Annotated in this window: 17 protein-coding genes; 12 read left to right on the top strand and 5 right to left on the bottom strand. The window is 37.9% G+C overall.

Going from position 1 to position 20,335, the window contains the following annotated elements:
- The first annotated feature begins 3 nt into the window (after positions 1 to 3).
- From ACQ96U_RS21320 to ACQ96U_RS21280, 9 genes are all read left to right on the top strand, one after another.
- The gene (locus ACQ96U_RS21320; RefSeq protein WP_431723293.1) at positions 4 to 1,173 is read left to right on the top strand and encodes a beta-ketoacyl-[acyl-carrier-protein] synthase family protein; all 1,170 of its coding nucleotides are present in this window, start codon (positions 4 to 6) and stop codon (positions 1,171 to 1,173) included.
- A 39-nt stretch (positions 1,174 to 1,212) separates the two neighbouring features.
- Positions 1,213 to 1,461 carry an acyl carrier protein gene (locus ACQ96U_RS21315; RefSeq protein ID WP_431723292.1) on the top strand — a complete coding sequence of 83 codons (249 nt, stop codon included), beginning with the start codon at positions 1,213 to 1,215 and terminating at the stop codon, positions 1,459 to 1,461.
- A gap of 12 nt (positions 1,462 to 1,473) precedes the next feature.
- On the top strand, positions 1,474 to 2,991 hold the full coding sequence (locus ACQ96U_RS21310; protein ID WP_431723291.1) for a class I adenylate-forming enzyme family protein: 1,518 nt from the start codon (positions 1,474 to 1,476) through the stop codon (positions 2,989 to 2,991).
- Positions 2,992 to 3,112: 121 nt separating this feature from the next.
- Positions 3,113 to 4,192: an alpha/beta hydrolase family protein gene (locus ACQ96U_RS21305; RefSeq protein ID WP_431723290.1), complete on the top strand. Its 1,080-nt coding sequence runs from the start codon at positions 3,113 to 3,115 to the stop codon at positions 4,190 to 4,192.
- 98 nt (positions 4,193 to 4,290) lie between these two features.
- Positions 4,291 to 4,932, top strand: coding sequence for a 4'-phosphopantetheinyl transferase family protein (locus tag ACQ96U_RS21300; protein ID WP_431723289.1), 642 nt, complete (start codon positions 4,291 to 4,293; stop codon positions 4,930 to 4,932).
- A 102-nt stretch (positions 4,933 to 5,034) separates the two neighbouring features.
- Complete coding sequence (locus ACQ96U_RS21295) at positions 5,035 to 5,490, top strand: hypothetical protein (RefSeq protein ID WP_431723288.1); 456 nt, start codon at positions 5,035 to 5,037, stop codon at positions 5,488 to 5,490.
- Between the two features lie 242 nt (positions 5,491 to 5,732).
- Positions 5,733 to 6,776 (top strand): polyamine ABC transporter substrate-binding protein, encoded by a 1,044-nt coding sequence (locus ACQ96U_RS21290; RefSeq protein WP_431723287.1) that lies wholly within the window; start codon positions 5,733 to 5,735, stop codon positions 6,774 to 6,776.
- Positions 6,763 to 9,087 carry an EAL domain-containing protein gene (locus ACQ96U_RS21285; RefSeq protein ID WP_431723286.1) on the top strand — a complete coding sequence of 775 codons (2,325 nt, stop codon included), beginning with the start codon at positions 6,763 to 6,765 and terminating at the stop codon, positions 9,085 to 9,087. Before ACQ96U_RS21290 ends, ACQ96U_RS21285 begins: the two co-directional genes overlap by 14 nt.
- 78 nt (positions 9,088 to 9,165) lie before the next feature.
- Complete coding sequence (locus tag ACQ96U_RS21280; RefSeq protein ID WP_431723285.1) at positions 9,166 to 9,960, top strand: substrate-binding periplasmic protein; 795 nt, start codon at positions 9,166 to 9,168, stop codon at positions 9,958 to 9,960.
- Between the two features lie 22 nt (positions 9,961 to 9,982).
- Here ACQ96U_RS21280 and ACQ96U_RS21275 read toward each other — a convergent pair whose 3' ends face one another.
- On the bottom strand, positions 9,983 to 10,717 hold the full coding sequence (locus ACQ96U_RS21275) for a substrate-binding periplasmic protein (protein ID WP_431723284.1): 735 nt from the start codon (positions 10,715 to 10,717) through the stop codon (positions 9,983 to 9,985).
- 196 nt (positions 10,718 to 10,913) lie between these two features.
- Between ACQ96U_RS21275 and ACQ96U_RS21270 the strand changes: the two genes are divergently transcribed.
- The 3 genes from ACQ96U_RS21270 to ACQ96U_RS21260 all read left to right on the top strand — a co-directional run bounded on the left by ACQ96U_RS21270 (position 10,914) and on the right by ACQ96U_RS21260 (position 15,947).
- On the top strand, positions 10,914 to 12,260 hold the full coding sequence (locus ACQ96U_RS21270; protein WP_431723283.1) for a hypothetical protein: 1,347 nt from the start codon (positions 10,914 to 10,916) through the stop codon (positions 12,258 to 12,260).
- A 324-nt stretch (positions 12,261 to 12,584) separates the two neighbouring features.
- A complete protein-coding gene (locus ACQ96U_RS21265; RefSeq protein ID WP_431723282.1) occupies positions 12,585 to 13,583 on the top strand; it encodes a cytochrome-c peroxidase in 999 nt (332 codons plus the stop codon).
- Between the two features lie 534 nt (positions 13,584 to 14,117).
- Positions 14,118 to 15,947 (top strand): ABC transporter ATP-binding protein, encoded by a 1,830-nt coding sequence (locus tag ACQ96U_RS21260; RefSeq protein ID WP_431723281.1) that lies wholly within the window; start codon positions 14,118 to 14,120, stop codon positions 15,945 to 15,947.
- 94 nt (positions 15,948 to 16,041) lie between these two features.
- On the opposite strand, the gene ACQ96U_RS21255 is transcribed toward ACQ96U_RS21260, so the two are convergent.
- The 4 genes from ACQ96U_RS21255 to ACQ96U_RS21240 form a co-directional block, all read right to left on the bottom strand.
- Positions 16,042 to 16,341 carry a 3-methyl-2-oxobutanoate hydroxymethyltransferase gene (locus ACQ96U_RS21255; RefSeq protein ID WP_431723359.1) on the bottom strand — a complete coding sequence of 100 codons (300 nt, stop codon included), beginning with the start codon at positions 16,339 to 16,341 and terminating at the stop codon, positions 16,042 to 16,044.
- A 17-nt stretch (positions 16,342 to 16,358) separates the two neighbouring features.
- The gene (locus ACQ96U_RS21250; protein WP_431723280.1) at positions 16,359 to 17,042 is read right to left on the bottom strand and encodes a response regulator transcription factor; all 684 of its coding nucleotides are present in this window, start codon (positions 17,040 to 17,042) and stop codon (positions 16,359 to 16,361) included.
- A gap of 38 nt (positions 17,043 to 17,080) precedes the next feature.
- On the bottom strand, positions 17,081 to 18,742 hold the full coding sequence (locus ACQ96U_RS21245; protein ID WP_431723279.1) for a sensor histidine kinase: 1,662 nt from the start codon (positions 18,740 to 18,742) through the stop codon (positions 17,081 to 17,083).
- Between the two features lie 70 nt (positions 18,743 to 18,812).
- Positions 18,813 to 20,156 carry a vWA domain-containing protein gene (locus ACQ96U_RS21240; RefSeq protein ID WP_431723278.1) on the bottom strand — a complete coding sequence of 448 codons (1,344 nt, stop codon included), beginning with the start codon at positions 20,154 to 20,156 and terminating at the stop codon, positions 18,813 to 18,815.
- Positions 20,157 to 20,335: the final 179 nt, after the last annotated feature.

Below are 20,335 nucleotides of genomic sequence, written 5' to 3'. Positions count from 1 at the left end.
TCGATGAATAATGAAGTAGTAGTGACGGGGCTGGGTATATTGGTTCCAGATTGTGATGACAAACAAGCACTGTGGGTAAAAGCACTGACACCACAAGCCTGTGGGCAATTTAATGAAGATTTGCAAGGTCATGTGGCTGCCATTGATGATCACCAGCTTTTTTCGGGTTTGTCAAAACGACAAATTCGTAAAATCGATTCATTCTCCCACTTTGGTTTGATCGCGGCAGAGCGTGCTTTGCAGGATGCAGATTTAGTCCCTGAGACAGTGGATCGTCAGCGAATGGGGGTTTTAGTCGGTAATTGTTTTGGTGGTTGGGCTTTTACCGAGCGTGAGCTTAGACATTTACATAAGTCCGAAGGAACGTCACGTGATGTCAGTCCTTTTCAAGCGACAGCCTGGTTTCCTGCTGCGGTGCAAGGACAAATTTCTCTGCAATATGGTTTAAAAGGATTCAGTAAAACGATAATGGCTGATCGGGCAAGCAGTCTTATTAGTGTTGGTATGGCCGCTAATTTAATTGCTCAGGGTAAATTAGATTGTGCGTTAGCAGGTGGTTGTGAAGCGATTAATACCGATTTTATTTTAGCTGCATTACAAGGTGCACCAGAGGGAATTAGCCCTACTGGCCACTATGCACCGTTCGATAAACAAGCTAATGGGATGGTGCCTGGAGAAGGTGCAGTATTTTTGCTATTGGAATCAGTGGAACACGCTCAGGCAAGAGGAAAAGTACCTTATGCTCAAATAAAACGTTGGAGTATGCGTAATGATCCAACGTGCTCAGGAAAAGGATTGGAGCAAACGATGTTGGCTGCAGCAGGAGGGTGTCCCGTGGATCTGCTGATTGCTGATGGCGCAGCTCAGGTACTTCAGGATCAACAAGAAACAGAAGTCATTCAGTGGGTACTCAGTCAGCATACCCATGTTACAGCGCCCAAAGCGTCAGTAGGACAATTATTTGGTGCTGCTGGCGCATTGGATATTGCGTTAGGTGCATTGATGATAGAAAAGCAGATGATACTACCAACCGCCCAATGTTCAGCTGCATCAATATTAGTAAATCAACAGCTCATTCAGCAGGCTGAAGAAAAGCCATTATCTCGGATTTTAATAAATAGCCGTGGTTTGAGAGGCTCTGCTGCCACGCTGGCATTATCTTCACTTCAGTAAAAATACAAAATTAATTCGTCACTTTTTAGGGGATAAAAAATGTCTAATGAAACAGTTAAAGCTATTTATACGACACTTGCAGAATACCTTGATATGCCTGTCAGTGAATTAAAAGAACATACTAATCTGGAAAATGAGTTGCTATTAGATTCTACCGAGTTGGTTTGTATTATGGTGGCCTTGGAAAAGGCGATGGATGTTAGCCTGAAAAATGTTCCTTTTAAGGACTGGGTTGTTATTAATGATATTGTTGAGGCGGTTGAGCTAAGACTCAGTCAGGCTGCTTAGGGAGTATTTGCCATGTCGAGCATCTACCAGCAGGTAAAAATTGCTGCAGAAACCTATGCTAATCATACTGCAATATGCTCAATGGATCGGTCTGTTTCTTATCAAAGCCTGCTTAATCAGGTTCATGAACGAATACATTGGCTGCAATCACACAATGTTTGTTCGCAACAGCGGTTGCTAGTGACCACATCTGATACCTATCAACTTATTGTACTTGAACTGGCTGCGAGCTATTTGGGTTTAACATTAATTTATCTTGAGGGATTAATTAAAGCTAAACAGCATGAACTAAATGCGATTATAAGTGATGCAACTGCTGATTGGTTAATTGAAGATGTAAACAGTACAGATGTAGTCTTTCCTCGACAGCGTCGGTTGAATTTACCAACAATAGAAAATCAAGAGGCACACTTAGAAAGCACTTTTAACACGGAACAGACAGCTGATTTTGTGTTAGTGCAAGCGTATACCAGTGGTACAACAGGACAACCTAAAGGCGTTTGCTTATCTGACCATCGGCTTTGTGCACAAGGTAAGTCTGTCGCGAAAGCTATGCAAGTACATGCTCAAGCGCGGATTTTATTAGACGACAGTATTTTTGATTTAAAAGGGCAGCTGTTAATGCTGGCCGGCTTAAGTCAGGGTGCTTGTTTGGTTATTAATGATGTGCCAGATGATCAGCAAGTTTTTGCAGTCGCTGCAGAATGTGGCATTAGCCATATGATGTTGCCGCCGTTTTATCTCGCAGAAGCGCTCAAAGACCCTGAGCTTGAATCCAGAAATCTTTCTGCATTAGAGTTAATAGCCTATGGTTGTGCACCAATAGACCCAATGCTTTTACAACGAGCACAACGGATTCTTTCTTGTCGATGGTTACAAGGTTATGGATTGACAGAAACTGCAGGGCCTTTTTGCTGGTTAGCAAATGATGAGCATGACCAAGGCAGAGGTACAGTGGGTAAGCCTGCAAATGGGGTTACACTCAAGCTGACTGATCGAGCGGGTAAACCTTCGTTACCTGGACAAGTGGGTGAAATTTGGGTGCAGTCACCAGGTAACATGCTGGGATATTGGGATGCTGGACGCCATAAGCCAGTCGCCAATGAGGAAATTATTCAGCAAGGCTGGTTAAAAACAGGTGATATGGGGGTGTTGACGACAGAGGGATTTTTGCAGTTAAAGGGACGTCTACGGGACATTGTGTTGTTAGCCGATGGGTTTACCGTGTATACCCGAGAAATAGAGGAAACAATCCTTAGTTTAAATCTGCTTGATGATGTGGCCGTTGCTGCATGGCATGATAATGAACACGGTGAAGTTCCTTTGGTATTTATGCGTTCTACCCAGAATGTATTATCACTGCTACCCAAAATCCAACAACATTTAGCGGCTGTGTTAAGCCCATTAAAACATCCGAAATATGCTTATATTTACGATAAGCCATTTCCTCGTGGGCGTAATGGTAAAATCCAGAAGCATGAACTTGTTGACGATGTGAAGCAACAGCAGTTAATTCCTTTATTTATTTAATTTTTTTAGGTTTAGTTTGCTTTGACCTAATGCTAATCATGACTGATTAATGACGTTTCATGAAACGACAATGTGAGAAAAATGAGTAGCTTGGTCAATTGACTATACAAGTGGTAATACCATGAGCATGATGACCTCTCAACAGTTTTCTGAGTTATATTATTTTTTACCGCGTATTATGTTTGGCGGAACAGAATGGGGAGAAATAATTGATGTGAGTAAAAAAATTACCGCATCACCGAGTAGAGAAGCTGAAAAATTTTGGCCGCAATGGTTCGATGCTTGGAATACACATGGTAACCAATTAGTGAATATGGCCAAAGAATGTCATCATAAAACAGCTGCAACGATTTATTTAAAAGCTGCGGCGGCCTATCACTGGGCTGAGTTTATGTTTTTCGCTGACCCCGTAAAAAAAGAACAGGTTCGCGCAAAAGTGACTGATAGTTTTCTGCATGCCTTACCCAATCTGTCTTATTCATGTGAACGACTAGAACTTCGTTATTCACAACAAGTATTGCCTGGTTATTTGTTACATGCCAAAAAAGATCAGCCATCTCCATGTGTGATATTACTTAATGGACTTGATTCAGCTAAAGAAGTTGAGTTGTATGCTTTTTGTAAACACTTCTTGCGCGAAGGCATTAGTTGTTTTATTTTTGATGGGCCAGGACAAGGAGAGTTACTCGGACAGACGGCCATGCCTATTGAATTTGAAAATGTATTTGGCACTGTCCTTGACACACTCCGTCAACATCAGGCTGTTGATCGAAATAGATTAGGTGTTTTTGGTGTTAGCTTTGGAGGATATTTATCATTACGTTGTGCATCTTCCTTTCCGGAAATAAAAGCTGCAATTAATTTATCAGGTGCTTTTGACGTCAGTAACTATTTAGATATTAATCCTCGGGTGCGTCACGATTTTCGATATGTTTTTCATGCAGCGGATGACCAAGAGATGGCGTCGCTGGCTGATGATAAATTAACACTTGCTGGAAAAGTTAACCCCAAGTGCCCTGTACTCTGTATACATGGGGGAAATGATGCAGTATTCCCAATAAGTAACTGCCAGTTAGTTAAGGATTGGGTAGGTGAACAAAACGTTACCATGATAGAGTATCCTAATGAAGCACACGTGTGTCAGCATTATTTTCATGATTATTTACCAAAGGCCGCAAATTGGTTAGCGAGTATTATTTAATACGCATTATTTTTGGTGGTAAATATAATCATCAATAATGGTTAAGTTAACGATAAAGAGTTGGAATACCATACGACAAAGGGTATATATAGTGATCAATGAATGAATCGCCATGGTGTAATGTTAATTTAGAGAAACTAAATACTTGTCTAAAACATTTTGCTTATGCAACGCATGTTGTGTATATACCCTATGACAATCTAGATCGTGAAAGTCAAAGTAGAGAGGCTCATCGTTGGTTGCAGGAAATACTGTCGAGTGTTTTGGGAATACCTGTGAGTTGTTTGCAGTTTAAAAGAACATCTTTGGGAGAACTTTATGCGCCAGGGATAAAAATGGGCTTTAGTATAAGTCATTGTCCTCAGGGTGTGCTAATAAGTGTGTCACCTATAGCGGTTGGGGTGGATATGGTTCAGAGCAAAAAACGGCCTTATTTGCAAGCACTACATGAACGAACGTCGCATCTTGAATTATTGGTTAGTTACCCTAAGCCCTCTGTTCAAGATATCCTAACACTTTGGTCAGGTAAGGAAGCGGTGCTTAAAGCTGCAGGTGTAGGGCTTAAAATAGAGCCAAGTAAGCTAAAGATGAAGTTATATAAATCTCTGATTTATCAAGTTGTCTACGTGGGTAGGAAACCTTATTGGTTAACGTGGTTACCCAAAATTGCGGATATGATTTTTAGTTTATCTCTGGCTAAAAGAAGCCCGCTATTGTTGTGGAAGATTTGTAGTAAGTAGTAAATTGGTTTCTTATTAATATTGATTATGAATCACTTTTAAGTGTTATAAAATAACTAAAAATGCCCTATACACAGGGATAAATAAAAATATGGAGCTTGTATGAGATCATTGCTGAAAACTATTCACTTAATTGCTTTAGCCGTATTTTTAGGAAGTATTATTACGTATATTTTTGCGGGAGCATTTATTCCAGAAGGTGATGCTCATGCTTTAACATTGAACCGTCAGTTTGTATTTGTTGGCACTAAGTTATTGACAATACCTGCCATGCTTGTAACAGGGATTACTGGCATATTACTGATGGGGAAGCCGAGTCAACGATGGTTATGGGTGAAGTTGATTGGTTTTGTAATAATTGCACTTAATACCTACTTGTTTATTTATCCTGCAATAGACGATTCTGTCGTTTTTTTGAGCGAGAATAAGATTGAGCTATTTGATGATGCATTAATGAAAGAGGCTATATTTGGTGCGTTAAATATTTTACTGATTGTGGTTCTTGTCTTTGTGGCGACTAAAAAACCTTCATTTTTTGCTAACCGTAAAATAAGTTAATATTATATCTTTCCCTCTGGTAGCTGAGAAGAATTATAAGCCAGGGGGATATGCATTCTTCTTATCTTTGCTTTAACAGCTTGTCACTCCCTCTCGATTCCAGATTTGTTAGCCTGTGAAATTTTCTAATCAAGTTTCTGAATAGTAATTCGTGAATAAAGCGTAACTAATTCGCCTTTAAGGCTAGCCTGAACAGGACTAAACTCTCTTCTAATAAGATGTTTTATGTCTTGAGGTTTTTCATGCACAGCGTACTTACTTCAATACTTTTTCTAATGTTAACAGTGACTGCAGTATCAGCAGAAGAGTTAGTTATTTTTAACTGGCAGGAATATTTATCTTCTCAGGTTATTGAACAGTGGGAAAAAGAAACTGGGTGGAAGATACACCAAATATTTTATGATACTGATGAAATGCGTGATGAAGTATTGGCGAGTGAGGTTGGCAAGCAATTTGACTTAGTTGTAATTGATAGTATTTCTGCTCAATTATTTGGTAAAAATAATAAACTACTATCAATTACACGTTCAGAAGTGAGTAACTTAGTTAATATTCAGAAACGTTGGATTCAAAGTTGTGGTAATTTTGGTGTTCCCTATTTTTGGGGCACAGTGGGTATTGTTTATAGAGCAGATAAGGTCGAAACTAAACCTGTATCATGGCGAGCACTGATTGAACCTGAGGCTGAGCTGATTGGTCACATTGGTATGCATGAAGACTTTACTGATACATTAATTCCTGCATTAAAATTGAGTGGTTATTCTATATACAGTGAGAATACAGATCATCTTAAGGCTGCTTATCAGTTGCTTAGAAATCAACTTACTGCAGTACTAACCTATGACTATGTCATTAGCTATATTAGTGCAAAGCCTGATGATGACGCGTTATATATGGCGATTGGCTATAGTGGTGATCAACATACTTTAAACGATGTAACAGGAAAAGACAGTTGGCGGTATGTTGTGCCGGAGGAAGGCACATCACTGTGGATAGATTGTTTTTCTGTATTGAGTCATTCGGAAAAGAAAAAACAAGCATTAGCATTTATTAATTTTCTTAATAATGCTGAGAACGCTGCAAAGAATGCAGAGGATATAGGGTATTCAACGACGAATAATGCCGCAATTGCACTATTACCTAATGAAGTAAAAAATGATAAAAGTATTTATCCTGAGCAAAGTGTATTGGATCGGAGTGAGCCTTATAGAATTATATCAGATAAGAACATGAGCCAGCGAAATCGAATCATGCGGGCATTGAGCAAAGAGCATGAGACTAAGTAGACGTGTTAGAGTATTAATTCTTCCTGTTTTAGTATTGAGCTACCTGATTACGTTTATAGGTATTTATCAGGTGCAAAAAAAATCATTGATTGATTTTCTTTCAAGTCAAGCCAGGTTACAACTTAATCAGCTAGCTGATAGTATGAATAGGTATCTTAGTTTTGCTGATACTTATTTCCCATCGCTGGTAAGAAGTGCTGAAATTCGACAATATTTAAATGTGGAAGATAAACGCTTTAAAGCACTTGCGGTTGAAGGTAACTTAGAAACAACTATTCAAGACTTGGATGAAATTAATTTTCATTACATATCATTAGCGATTTTTTTTCCAGATAACAGTATTGAATTTTACTATGAAAATAGTGGTGATCCCTTCAGTAAAATTGATCCTGATATTCCCATCATAGTAAAAAAAATGCGCCAAGAGAAAATTATTAGTAATAGATATTTACTAAGTAAGAATAATAAAACCAGGCTACTCTACATCCACTTTATTGATAGGTATACACAACGCAGGCCTTTAATGAAGGAATGGGAACAATCTATCGCTGTGGTAATGGCATTTGATGCTACTGATTTTGATGCTCTGCGAGAGACCCTGAGAAAAGAGCAAAATAGTGAAACATTTATATCTGGAGTAGATAACAAAAAAACTAAAGCGACTAATGCGTTGATTTCAGTTGACTATAAAATCCCAAATTTAGGCAGTATTGTACTTGCTGTCAGTGATGAAGAAATATCCAACCAGTTGCAAGCGCTTGAGACGCGAATGCTGTTGTCATTTATGATATTAACATTATGTTCGTATGTAATGTTGATATTTTTAATTAAACGTTATATTACCAGCCCGATAGAGGTGCTTGAGAATGATTTGACGAATGTATTAGAGGGAAATAAAGATAAACCTAATGCTTATGATAGTCAGGATGAAGTCGGTAGCTTGAGCCGTGCTTTTGTTCGTGTCTATGAGCAGCTTCATAAAGTATATGAAGTGACTAAGGAAATGGCTGAACGAGATGCGTTGACAAAGTTATTTAACCGTAGAACATTTACTCAGTGCTTGGAACGCGTCATTAATCGGGCACATAGGAAAGTAAAGAAAGTGGCACTGCTTTATATTGATTTAGATAACTTCAAGTTCGTGAATGATAAGTTTGGTCATGAAGCGGGTGATATTTTGCTTAAGACATTTGCTGAGCGTTTACAGTTATCAGTACGCACGACAGATCTTGTTATTAATGTTAATGATCATGATTTAGCGAGATTAGCTGGAGATGAGTTTGCTGTACTGTTACATGACTTTGATAAAGATGCAGTACTTTATAAAGTTGCAGAAAGAATATTAAAGTTATTTGAGGGTGGTTTTGACTGCGAGGCGGGCCACTTTCCTGTTTCAGCCAGTATAGGTATTGCCGTATATCCTGATGATGGTTCAACCCCTGCAGAACTGATTTCTAATGCTGATAGTGCAATGTATCAAGCAAAACACGCAGGGAAAAACCAATATGCATTTTATTCTCAGGAGTTAGCTATTCAGGCTCGAAGGGATAAAGAAATTGAAACAGAGCTTAAGAAGAGAGATTTTACTGAGTTTGAAGTATTTTATATGCCTATTTATTGTGCCAAAAAACTAACGGTTTCTGGCGTTGAAGCATTATTGCGTTGGCAATCCACGGTGCTTGGTTTTGTTTCTCCTGCTGAATTCATTCCTATTGCTGAAAGTCGTGGTTATTTTGAAACAATAGACTTTTGGGTGATTGGGCAAGTGATAAAAGATATTCCGAAATTACAAGCGCTGTATGGTATGGATCTCAAGATAGCGATTAATATTTCATCCGCGCATCTTAGTTCAACACACTTTATTGATAAATTAGCCACGGTTTTTTCTGAAAGTCAGGTAAACCTCTCAGTCATTCAATTAGAGATTACTGAGACATTTGAAATAAGTGATATCGGAAAGGTTGAAAAAAATTTAGCGCTGCTCAGAAATATTGGGGTATCACTGGCGATTGATGACTTTGGGGCAGGCTACACTTCTCTTGTTCAATTATTGAATTATCCTATTGATACTATCAAAGTAGATAAAACTTTGGTTGATATGATGGTTGATAATCGTCGCTGTGCAATGGTGATCTCATTGATAAAATATTTAAAGCACCAAGGTTTTAAAGTGACTGTTGAGGGCATTGAGCATAAAGTGCAAGCTGAGCAATTAATTGCGGCAGGGTGTGATGATTTGCAAGGCTATCTTTACTGTAAACCAATGCCATTAAACTGTCACACACAAATGGTTAAGGCTTCATCAAATTAGGGTATAAAAACCGGGTTAAGGCTATACTACTCAAAATGTATCTTGACTATAAAGGTAATATTTTTTAATGAGTAGTTCATGACAAAATTTATACCAGGAGCGTCGTTACTTGTTGTGCTATTAGCACTATTTAACAGCTCATATACATATTCAATAGAAGTCAAAATAACCATTGGGGAGTGGCAACCTTTTATTGGAAAGAAACTTCCTGGTTATGGAGTAGTTCCTCACATTATTACGGAAATATTTTCTAAATATGACATACAGGTAGTGTATGGATTTTATCCTTGGTCAAGATCGTATAAGTATGTACAGCAAGGTGAGTGGCACGCCTCAGCAATTTGGGGTAAAACAGAAGAACGAGCTAAAGATTGTTATTTTTCAGATGTAGTTTATTCAGGTGAGTCAGTACTATTTTTCTTAAAGGATAGACCGTTAGCATGGTCTGCTGATAGAGAGTCTCTGTATAAACTAAAGAATATCACTATTGGTCTTTCACGAGGTTCTGCTAAAGGTGAATTATTAAAAAAAGCAGAGCAGCAAGGTTTGATTAAATACACTATTGGTGCAGATAAAGTTAGTACTTTTCGAATGTTGCTTGCTAAGCGTTTTGATGCATTGGATGAGAATAAAGCTGTTGGACTGAATATTATGTATACACAATTGACAAAGCAACAACGCAGTCAAATTCGATATACACAGAACTATGAACAATGGAATTATTATCTTATTTTTTCTAAGAAAATCGATAAAAATATAGAATTTTTAGCGTTGTTTAATAAGGGGCTGGAAGAAATAAAAAAGACTGGAGAATATGATAAATTTTGGAAAGACTTTGAAAGGGGTAAATTTAGTTCTGGGGAGGTGCCTTAAAGAGGTTATTGGTTGACAATTTTTATTGACTCATCAAAGAGTTTATAAATTGATCATAGGTTTTTTTTAAGGTACCATTTTTTTGCATTGTCAGTAAGGATTTTGTAATGAAAGGTTTTAATTTTGCATGTTTTTTGTGCAAATAATGGTATATGGCAACTTGGTCTAGGGTGGGATTGACTATTTTTATATTGCTGTTATCAAGTTGTTTGAGTGCTTTTAAGGCTTCGACTTTTCCTAAAATACCAAGTTCAATACGTGATTGCGAAACTACACGTAATAGTTGTAAAGGGGTATTGAATAGTTCTTTATTATATTGATGCGTTTTATTCTCAATATATAGTCCACCTTTTAATATACCTATATGATATGGTTTTACATCTTGCCACCCATTAGGGATTTTGACTGATCTGTAACTAAAAGCCATAAATTCTATGTAACATAAGGGTATTGGTATCATAAGCAAATTTTTATAGGTTTGATCTATCCCTTTCACTCGTCCTAAAGAGCCATCTAATTCTCCTTGATTAGACATAGACAATGCCCTCATTGGTGGAAGTTGGCGTACTTGAATAGTCACATTCAGTGGAGAATAAGCTGACTGTAATATTCTTTCTCCAACAGGAATAAGAGGATGATCAGTGGGGGCAGCAAAAACAAGGGGTTGTTGGTTAGAAGAAATAGCTAGGCTACTCAGAATGAGCAAGAATGATAGAAATGAATACTTGGTTAATAAATTACGGCAGGTAATACGCATGGTTTGTTAATCGTTATTTCTATTTGGATAAGTATACACCTAGAGTGGGTTCAATCTAGTTTTAACAGGCCTGATTTGCAGAAGCAGAGAGTTATTCTTGGCGATTTACTTGTGTTTATATCACCCAATAACTAATGTTACTTATTAGTAGCTGTTTTATAACGACATCTTGTATCTAGCCTTTCAAAGGATTGAAATGATGAGTAAAGTAAAGAATTTTAAAGATGAATACTTTTATGATCTTGATCTAAGTGGTGAAGGACTTTTTTCAGGTCGTTTGTTGCAAGGGCCTGATGCAATATTAATGTCAGCAATCAAGCTGACACCTTATCCGATTTTTTTATCTCATCAAGAACTTATTATTAGAGGACAGGGAACAGTAGCTTTTTCTTTTCAGGCTAGGTCTACCTTTGGCATCGTTTTAAGTGAAAACACTGCTATATTGGGAGCTGATGAGCCTGTCATTTGTTTAGAGATTGGAACGGATCAAACGTTGTTTAAGAAAAATTTAAGTGATGATCCTGATGCCGTTATTGCAAGAATAGAAAAACCAAATGATGAAGATGCTTTTTTAGATACCAACCATGTTCAAACCTATTGGTTAAGTATCGATAAAGAAAACCGATTATTAAGATTTGGTAAAGGTTATATGTTACAAAAATTGGTAGTCTTTGAAGCGAAATTACCAAAGAATGAGGAGCCAGAAGAAGACGCTTATGCCTATATTGAGAAACTAAAGTTTATATCTCTTACAGGTGACTTTACTCAAGAAATGTTATCAATGATAAAGTCTAGTTTTTGGAAGTTTCCAGTAACGGTTGATTTACCTCCAGTTGTTATTTCTACTGAAAAAATATCTTTAGATATGTTAGATCAAGGCACCTCTACAGTGATAAATAACTTGTCTGAAGAGTGTGGTGTTTTATATGGTAATGTTGCAGGTCAAAGGATAACTCTTAATACTCCTGATTTCCCTGATTTTGCTGATGCTATTAATTACAGTATTATCACTAAAGGGTGTATGCTTTATGAAAAATTAAAGGACAAAGAAGGTGAATTTGGACATGCAGATCCAAATGAAACTTACTTACGTGTTACAGTGGGAGTCAATAAAGGAAACTCCCCAGGTGTACCATTTGTTTTAGAAATCTGGCCTGGTGGGCATTATTCACCCATTCATAATCATTCAGATTGTAATGCCATTATAAAAGTTTTGCATGGTAGCATACAGTGTAACTGGTATAGGGGGTTAAGTGTCTATGAAAGTGAGCCCTATGATTTTTGCGAGCTGGCTGAAGGTGAAGTTACTTGGTTGAATAGTCGTCAGTTTCAAACACATAAGTTACATAATGCTAATCCCGAAGGAGAAATGTGTGCGACTATTCAATGCTATATGTATGATAGCAATGATATTCATCACTATGAGTATTTTGATTATGTTGATGCAGATGGGGTTATACAGCACTTTACACCTAACAGTGACTGGGAGTTTGGTGTATTTAAGGTTGAGTTAAAGAAAGAATGGAATAATAGAAAGAGCTAAAGCCCTGTTAACAAAGATTAAGGAGAATATCAATGTGAGAGTGATATTCTCCTGGTACAGTTTTTTATTGATACCTGTAGATATACCCTTCACGGACCCTAAAAATGATCATGAAGGGTGTAAAGCATTAAACAGTAGATAACTGTTTATGTATGTATTTTGTATCAATTTTTGTTAATAGATGAGTTATTTTAGATGCTAATGACATACAGGATACTGTGATATGTCTTGCTAAAGATAAATTTTGAAATTCATGCTACGAATGAGTTATATTCAAGCTGATAAATATGAGGAAGTCAGTTAATATAACTAGGGAGTAGCCTGATGAAAGTTTATACATCCGCTTTTTTGTTTGTCTGTATCTCAACTTTTATAAATGACGCTATGGGCACAGCCTTAAAGAATGAGCCCATACAACCTATACCAAGTGATATTTCCTACAATCAGAATAAAGTTGAACTGGGTAAGATGCTGTTTTTCGATCCTCGGCTCTCAAAGTCGGGTTGGTTAAGCTGTAACTCATGCCATAATTTAGCGATGGGAGGAGATGATAACAGACCAAGTTCGATAGGACATCAGTGGCAAATTGGTCCGATTAACTCACCAACAGTCTTAAATGCACGTTTTAATGTAGCACAGTTTTGGGATGGTCGGGCGAAGGATTTGCAGGAGCAAGCAGGAGGACCTATTGCAAACCCCAAAGAAATGGCTTCAAATCATCAATTAGCTATTAAAATATTACAGTCAATACCTGATTATCAACGTATGTTTGAAAAGGTATACGATAGTAAACGTATTTCAATCAATGACGTCACTGATGCAATCGCTGAGTTTGAAAAAACATTGGTAACACCAGCATCTCGATTTGATCAGTGGTTATTGGGAGATGAAAGTCAGTTAACTAAACAGGAAGAAGAAGGGTATCACCTATTCAAGACAAAAGGTTGTGTGGCCTGCCATAATGGTGTTGGAGTAGGAGGTAACTCGTATCAAAAATTTGGCATAGTGAAGCCTTATGATAAAGATAAAAATTCATTAGGAAGATATAACGTTACAAAAAAAGAAGAAGACAAATATGTGTTTAAAGTACCTTTATTAAGAAATATAGAATTGACTGCACCTTATTTTCATGATGGTTCTGTGTGGGATTTAAATGAAGCTGTAAGCATGATGGCTGATTATCAGCTGGGTATAAAGCTTTCGGATAATGAAACAAGTAAAATAGTAGCTTTTTTAAAAACACTCACAGGTAAGCAACCAGAGATTACTTATCCTGTATTACCACCAGAAAGTATTCGTACACCGAGACCCAGTATTAATTAGCTTGAACTTTGTATAATTTAAAGCAATGACGTTAAAAGCTTACTTTGTAAAAAATCAGAAGATGTTGTGGCTAGTTATCTGTGATTTTAATTACAGAGTAGGCTTTAATACCAGTAAGAGTTTAGAATAGAAACTGGTTAAAATGATACGAAAATATTGAAAAATCACACATAATTTTACCGTTATAAAAGTCATTTTCTAAAGCAACTTTGTTCAACCTCTGCATAATATCCTTCGAACACGCCGTGAATCCTTCCCTGGAGGCTTGGTTGATGCATCCTTGTGGCAAACAGTTTATCCAGCCATTGACTACCATGAGTGTACATTGCAATATGACAAGTGTGATTGAAGTACCCATATGTGGGTTTGCAGTGCTTGAATGGGGGTTGTGAAACAGGTACTGGCATATTTTTATATTTTATTACAGTTTATAGGGTTAATGAGTATATTTTCGGATACCATCATAAGAGAGGAATATATTTATTTAAGCTCTAATTTGATTTTGTTGTAGTCCTCTGTTTTAAAGGAAACAAAATGCTTGCTTATTTTGAACGGTTAATAAAACCATTCCCGAAAAGTGAACCTGAACAGCCGCCAAATACGTTGTTTAAGTTTTGCCTATATTACACTCAGGGAATGTGGCTACCTATTTTATTGGTTTCTATTTTTACGGCGATTGCTGCCATTGCTGAAGCATCGATGTTTGGGGTAATGGGCGCTTTGGTTGATTGGTTAGAACAAAGTGATCCGACGATGTTCTTTACTGAAGAGAAAGGCAAGCTCGTACTTCTAGCCGTTATTCTATTGGTGGCCATTCCAGGTATCGTGTTGATCCGCTCACTGCTGGTGCATCAAACGTTACTTGGGAATTATCCTATGGTGATTCGCTGGCTTGCACATCGTTACTTGTTAAAGCAGAGTTTGTCATTTTACCAGAATGATTTTGCTGGGCGTATTGCCACTAAGGTCATGCAAACTGCTTTATCTGTTCGCGAAACGGTAATGAAGCTAGTTGATGTAATGGTTTATATAGCCATTTATTTTGTGACAATGATAATATTGATTGGTCAAGCTGATAAACGCTTAATGATACCACTTTTTGTATGGTTAAGTGCTTATATTTGTATACAGTGGTATTTTATTCCTCGCTTACGTCGTGTTTCAACACAACAGGCTGATGCACGTTCTGTTATGACAGGCCGTATTGTTGATAGTTATACTAATATTCAAACAGTAAAACTTTTTGCGCATACGCAACGTGAAGCAGATTATGCGCATGATAGTATGGATTTATTCTTAACCACTGTACATAAGCAAATGCGTCTTGTAACAGGTTTTAATGTTTGTTTGGAGTGGATTAATTACACATTAGTTTTTGCTGTTGGAGCGTTATCACTTTATTTTTGGTCATTAAATGAAATAACGATTGGTGCTATTGCTGTGTCAATTGCTTTGGCACTTCGTTTGAATGGCATGAGCCATTGGATTATGTGGGAAGTAGGTGCTTTGTTTGAGAATATTGGGACTGTTATGGATGGTATGGGAACATTAAGTCAGCCATGTACAGTGTTAGACCATGAAGACGCTAAGCCTCTAAAAGTCACTGCAGGTGCGATTGATTATACTAATGTAAGCTTTCACTATGGTAAAGAAAGTGGTGTACTTGAAAAACTCAATTTAAGTATTAAACCTGGTGAGAAAGTTGGGTTAGTAGGACGTTCAGGTGCTGGCAAGTCAACATTGGTTAATTTGTTATTACGGTTTTATGATGTAGAGCAAGGTGAAATTCGAATCGATAAACAGAAAATAGTTAATGTTACTCAGGAATCTTTACGTGCTCAAATTGGCATGGTAACGCAAGATACGATGTTACTGCATAGGTCCATAAGGGAAAATATTCTATATGGCCGCCCAGATGCAACTGAGCAAGAGTTAATCGCGGCATGTAAAAAAGCTGAAGCCTATGACTTTATTCAAGAGCTGACAGACCCTAAAGGTAATAGTGGGTTTGATGCTGAAGTAGGTGAGCGAGGAGTTAAACTATCAGGTGGACAACGTCAGCGTATTGCTATTGCCAGAGTATTATTAAAAGATGCGCCTATATTAGTATTAGATGAAGCTACATCTGCACTTGATTCTGAAGTAGAAGCAGCCATTCAAGATAATTTGTATACACTCATGCAAGGAAAAACAGTTATTGCGATTGCACATCGTTTGTCAACTATTGCAGCTATGGATCGCTTAATTGTAATGGATGCTGGGGAAATTGTTGAACAAGGTACACATGGAGAGCTTGTGTCTGCTGGAGGAATTTATGCCCAACTATGGGCACACCAGACTGGTGGTTTTTTAGGTGAAAGTTAAAAGTCTGCCCTAAATGATAAACCACCTCTGTGTCTTATGAAGTGGAGGTGGTTTATATATCTCGTACTTTCATGTATTAACTCCAGTTGGCTTGTTAGTTTTTTTCTGTTCCATTGAGTTGAATAATATTATTGGGAAATGCCAACGACTGTACTTCTGAAGAAAACTGTTTTGCTACCTTAACTATTGTTTGACTTACATGAGCATACTGTTTTGAAAAAGGAGGCCAATAATTGCCAAGTCCTAGGGCATCATTAATAACCAAAACTTGTCCATCACAGTGAGGCCCAGCACCAATACCTATTGTTGGAATATTTAATGCGCTGGTTATAGCTCCTGCAAGTGAGTAGGGAATATGCTCAAGTACTAACATAAATGCGCCTGCATTTTGAATTGCCTGTGCTTAAAATACTACTCAATTCGATATCCCACACCATGTATTGTTCTAATTACCGTGGGATTTTTAGGATCAACTTCAATCGTTTTACGAAGCTTTGATATATGTTGATCAAGTGTACGGCTTGACGCAAGATAGTCTCGTCCCCAGCAGTGGTTGAATAATGTATCTCGGTCGACCACTTTTCCTCGCATAGAATAGAGTAGGCTGATAATTTTTATATCCCGCAAACTTAAATCAATGGTTTGAGTACCCCGTTGTGCTCTAAGCTCATCAGGATAAATGGTCAAATCATTAATGGTAAATGAATTATCGTGTTTTTGATTGGCTTGTGTTTTTAGATAACGACGTGTGACTGCACGAATTCTGGCTACCACCTCTCGGGTACCGAATGGCTTCATAATGTAATCATCAGCACCTAACTCTAAACCAAGTACTTGATCTATTTCTTCTGATTTTGCGGTTATAAAAATGATGGGTATGTCTTGATTATGTTGTCGGATCTCACGACATAATGAATAACCATCTTTTTCTGGCATCATAATATCTAAAAGCACTAACTCAGGCTTTTCCGTTTGAAATGCTTGCCAGGCCAGTAGTCCATTTTCGGCAAGAATACAGCAGTAGCCTTCATTGCTGAGCAAGTCATTTAATCCTTCGCGAATAAACGTATCATCTTCTGCAATTAATACTTTCACATGAATTCTCCACCAGAATCATAGACAGTGCTCGATAGCTAATTTGAGGTAATATTGATGCTTAATTGAAAACAAGCACCCACATCGGAAGCAACAAGCATTAAATCACCTCCATGTAATTTAGCAAGCTGACGAGCAATACTAAGCCCTATACCTGTACCACTGATACCGTCAGTTAACTTAGAGCTAACACGATAAAATGGTTCAAAGACCTTTTTTTGTGCTGCAGACGGTATACCTGGCCCATAGTCTTGTACCGTTATTTTACACAGGTCATTTTCAATTAGGGTTGTTATATGGATTTTTTTTCCTGAATGTGCATATTTTTCTGCATTACTAAGAAGGTTATTTAAGACCTGTTCGACGATAGCTTTGTCAAAGTATACAGTTTGTCCTGCAGCATAATTTACCTCAAATAGCATACCTTTATTATGCAGTGTTGCTTCAAATGCGACTATTGTATTTTTAACACACTCATCAATAATACCTGGTGTCTTATTAACATTAATCGCATTACGTTGGGCTCTGGAAAAGTTGAGTACATTCTCAATAAGTCGTGAAAGTCGTAAACTTTCGCCTGTAATGACACTGATGTATCTTTTTTGCGGTTGGTCTTCTTCATACAACTGTTCAGCCATAAGCTCAGCATACATGCGTATATTGGTGAGTGGAGTTTTCAGTTCATGAGATACTTGGTTGACAAAGCTTACCCGCTGTTGGGCCTGCTGCATTTCGCGTTGATGCTCTCGATAAAAGTAGATATCTAAGCCAATAAGTGTAAGTCCAAAGGCTAGCAAGCCGGCAAGGGTACTTAGCCAGCTTGAGGCTGTGGGGCTAGGTTTATGGCTAAAATAATTTACTTTCCAACTCGCTAAAGGTGGAGATAAGTAGCGTGTACCCAGTGGTTGCTCATTGTCGGCAACCTGATATTGACCCCACTGATAGAGCACACTTGAATTATCGTCTAATAATTGAATAGCAGACTGATTGAGCCCATTGTGAAGCTGGGTGGCATCAGGTAGGCGATTAATCAGGTCGGATAACATTCGCATGCGGTTCAAATCAAACCCTATGACACGATTTGTGGAGTCTTTGACCCAAAATAACAAGCGATGATGGTTTTCTGAAAACCAACTAATCCAGGCACTGGATAAGATGCTGGGGGCAAAGCTTGCGACGGCTTTTTTCTGGCTGATGGGGCTAGCATAGGCTTCTAACTGTGCTGATCGATCAACGGTTGAAGGTGATATTGACGTTTCATCATGACTGGCTAGGTTCTCAAATAATTCAGGATTATTCCATATAGGCTTTGTTTGACTGATGAAGTTTTTTTCTGTAATTGAAGTCTGATTATTGGGTGGAAATAGTAAGTGACCTGTGCTGTTTAAGATAAAAATATTTTGTATTAAAGGGGATTCATGTAAATAATCCCTCACCTGACTTATTGTTTGATTTTGAGGGAGTTTAGCCAGTGCTTGGTGATCGGACCTTAGTTGAATTTCCAATTGTTCAAAATAAGCCTTCAACTCTCTTTCGACGGCTTTAAGGCGAGTTTCTATGAGATTTTGAGTTTGGTGGGCTTGAACGATTTGTTCATTTTTTTGTAGTTGATAGCTAAGCCATGCAAGAAGGCAAATAGGTAATACTATAAGTAGTACGAGAATAGTTTTAATTTTTTTCTGGGTTGAAAAGTGTTTCATTTATGGCATCGTTTGTTTAAGGGCATCTGAGATACCCTTAATTCATTATTTTGAATTTAACAGGTATCAATTAATAACTCTGTTGTTTAGCACGTTTATATTGTTTTTCCTTTAAGCGTTTACGGTTTTTGTTCCAATCTGCTTCTGATTCAAGGGCCGTGGCATCATCAAGCACTTCTTCTTGCTGAACTCTTAGTTTTTCTGAGTCGACGCGTTTTGATTCTTCTGCCAGGTAATCAGCACTTTGCTGAAGCGCTGCTTTGGCGGCAGGAATATTGCCTTCATCACGTAACCGTATGGCTTTAATTGATGCAGCATTGACGACTTGTTCTACTGAATCCTCATAAGCTTTTTTGTTGATTGATTCCGCGACTTCCTTTTCGGATTGAGAAAAGCGAGCAATGGCTAAGCCTGAAAGTTGTTCCTGTTTTTTGTTTAACATATTGTTATAGTTAACTTGAACAGCTGCAATGTCTTTTTCCTGGCCTGCTTTACTCGGTGGTATCTCAACTTCAAGAATCAGGTATTTTTCCTGGGTACTATACAGCTGGTTGAGTCTGGTTCTCACTTTATTGCCAATAACTTCTCCTTCTCTGCCAAGAATTCGAAGTGGCCGTACACCATTAATGCAACGAATTTCGATATTCACTTCTTGGGCTATCACTGAAAGTACATCACCAAATTCGCTTTGAAATATTTTTGCCAAGTCTTGGGCATTTTCAACAAAGGCATGATTACCATCACTAAAGCCTGCTAATTGTGTCATTAAGTCCTCATTGTAGCCTAGCCCAAGACCAATGGTTGTGACACTTATGCCTTCTTTTGCTAAGGATGCACCTAATTGGCCAAGTTCTGAAGGGGATTGCGGTCCAACATTCGCTAGCCCATCTGACAATAAAATAACGCGATTAACACGGTTTGCACTAATAAATTTACGTAACTCATCTGCCCCTTTACTGACACCTGCGAATAGGGCTGTAGAACCATTAGCTCTTATCTGTCGTACCATAGAAGCAATATTATTTTTATTAATGACTTTGGTGGCGGGTACAACCACACTTACCGTTGTATCATAAGTGACAACAGAGACAACATCTTGCGCCCCAAGTTGATTGATTGCCATGATAGCGGCTTCTTTTGCGTGACGAATCTTGTTGCCTTGCATAGAGCCTGATTTGTCTAAAACGATAGCAATGTTGGTGGGCGTTCGTTGAAGCTTTTCTATGTTCTGTTGGAGACCGGTTAAAGAAATTTTAACAAAGGCTTTTTGTGCTTTTTCTGCTTCTAAAACAGGGGTGGCTAGGTCTACGGAAAGGTTTACCGGGGGAGCTTTGGCGCTGACAGGTTGTGTGAGCAACACCAGGCTACTGATAAAACCTATCACAAGTAGGGTAAAAGGTTTTTTTAGGTTCATCTTTACTTTCCTCGTAGGGGGCTTTGTACTTCACTGTAATCCTTAAGCCTGGTGTTGTGGTCAGACAAACGTAAGTGATATGTAAAAAGTTTGTAAAAACGATGGTTAAGTGATGTCGCTATGAGGGACGATGAATACAACAAACGCTAAAACTAACCAGTAAGGTGATTATAACATGA

The organism is Zooshikella sp. RANM57, assembly GCF_050749885.1.
In the GTDB taxonomy this organism is placed as follows: Bacteria; Pseudomonadota; Gammaproteobacteria; order Pseudomonadales; family Zooshikellaceae; genus Zooshikella.
The sequence above is the reverse complement of the archived record's forward strand: the minus strand, read 5'-3'. Positions and strand labels throughout refer to the sequence as shown.